This is a genomic window from Mesorhizobium sp. M7A.F.Ca.CA.001.08.2.1 (assembly GCF_003998455.1).
GTDB classification, from domain to species: domain Bacteria; phylum Pseudomonadota; class Alphaproteobacteria; order Rhizobiales; family Rhizobiaceae; genus Mesorhizobium; species Mesorhizobium ciceri.
Map to the genome: position 1 here is coordinate 1 of NZ_RZPW01001221.1, position 1054 is coordinate 1054.

Annotated in this window: 2 protein-coding genes and 1 pseudogene; 2 read left to right on the forward strand and 1 reads right to left on the reverse strand. The window is 61.6% G+C overall.

Annotated features, from left to right (window positions below; genetic code table 11):
- A pseudogene (locus EN914_RS36345) lies at positions 1–236 on the forward strand (transcriptional repressor); the annotation flags it as partial.
- Positions 237–282: 46 nt separating this feature from the next.
- Positions 283–690, forward strand: a complete 408-nt coding sequence (locus tag EN914_RS36350) for a DUF4260 domain-containing protein (RefSeq protein WP_024503472.1) — start codon at positions 283–285, stop codon at positions 688–690.
- Here the strand turns inward: EN914_RS36350 and EN914_RS36355 are convergent.
- Positions 663–1054, reverse strand: a 392-nt coding sequence (locus EN914_RS36355; protein WP_127389731.1) for an SH3 domain-containing protein, incomplete at its 5' end; no start/stop codon positions are given. The genes EN914_RS36350 and EN914_RS36355 overlap by 28 nt on opposite strands.

Genomic DNA, 1054 nt, shown 5'->3' on the forward strand with positions numbered 1-1054 from the left:
CCCTTCGCCAGTTTACCCAGGCGGGACTTTTGCGCATCCTCGCCGTCGAAGGCGCGAAAACCTATTTCGACACCAACACCTCCGACCACCACCATTTCTACATCGAAGGCGAAAACCGTATATTCGACATCGACAGCGGTCCGGTGACGGTTGCCAACCTGCCGGAGCCTCCGGAAGGGATGGAGATCGCCAACGTCGACATCGTCGTGAGGCTGCGCCCCAAACGCCGCGAATGACTGGCGAGGCCAGAATCATCTGCCAAGCCAGAATTATCGGCCAGGGATGAAACCCCTCGATCTCGTAATCCGGCTCGAATGGGCGATCATGGCACTGGCTGCCGTCATTTTCTACGGTTCGACCGGCATCTCCTGGTGGCTCTTCGGATTGCTTATCCTGGCGCCTGACCTATCGATGTCGGGCTATCTGGCCGGTCCGCGCGTCGGTGCCCTTGCCTACAACGCCTTGCACATCCTGATCGTGCCCGTGCTGCTGCTGCTCGGAGGGCACATGTGGGGCAATGCGGCCGCGATGGCGGTTGCGCTGATATGGATCGCCCACATCGCCATCGACCGTGCGCTGGGCTACGGTCTGAAGCTGCCGACCGGCTTCCAGGACACCCATCTCGGTCGTATCGGGCATAAAGCCAGGACCGCGAAAGAGAATCAGTCCTTGACCCGTTCGCCGGGATAGGCGCCCCAGACGACCGACTGGGCAAGCCAGCCGGTGTGGCCGTCGAACGTCATTTCGCACCACTGGCCGTCGCAGGATTTGATCGTACCCATGACGCCAGGTTCGATCATCGCGACCACCCTTGCATCCTTGTCGGGGCTGTTGAGAAGATTGATCCGGGTGCCCTTGCCACGCTGCCATGGTGCGACGATTGCCGTGCGCCGGCCGGAAAGCAGCGACTGGTTGATCCAGCCTTCCGAACCATCGGCATCGCGCACGCGGCGCCATGTGTCGAATTCCTGGATGATCTCCATCGGCAGGCCGGCCTTCATATACATCCAGTCGACCGAGTAGTTGGCGCCGGGGCCGACGCGCGAGTTGACGC

What these genes read in the sequence shown, in the direction of transcription:
- EN914_RS36350 (WP_024503472.1), top strand. Translation starts at nt 283, where the DNA reads ATGAAACCCCTCGATCTCGTAATCCGGCTCGAATGGGCGATCATGGCA.